The following is a 373-nucleotide window of genomic DNA, read 5'->3' as shown; positions in this document are numbered from 1 at the left end:
GCTTAGAACGAGTAATGAATAGCTGGAAGCCACGAGCTTCTGGTGCTACACGGTATAGAAGACCACGTACACGGTCGCCTGGGCGGAAGTTTTCGCGTGGAAGTTGGTCATCACGTAGGATTCCCGCTTCTGCGTTGTTGCCTAGGTTTAGTTCCACAGTGTCACGGTTAACTTTCTTAACCACACCTGTCACTATCTCCCCTTCGTTATCTATGAACTGTTCTACGTTTTTCGCTCGCTCTGCTTCACGTACTTTCTGTCCGATTACTTGTTTCGCAGTTTGCTTCGTAATTCGGTCAAATGTTGCAGACTCGATTTCGTCATCACAGAAATCACCTAGCGCGATCGAGTCGCCGTCGTGGCGTACTGAACC

General features: G+C 49.1%; 1 protein-coding gene. It reads right to left on the bottom strand.

Annotation, left to right across the window (positions count from 1 at the left end; genetic code table 11):
* On the bottom strand, positions 1-373 hold a 373-nt coding region (locus AKJ31_RS22375; RefSeq protein ID WP_281173372.1), incomplete at both ends, for a NusA N-terminal domain-containing protein.

The organism is Vibrio hepatarius (assembly GCF_001274785.1).
Lineage (GTDB): Bacteria > Pseudomonadota > Gammaproteobacteria > Enterobacterales > Vibrionaceae > Vibrio > Vibrio hepatarius.
Note: the sequence above shows the minus strand (reverse complement) of the source record. Positions and strands in the feature narration are given on the sequence as shown.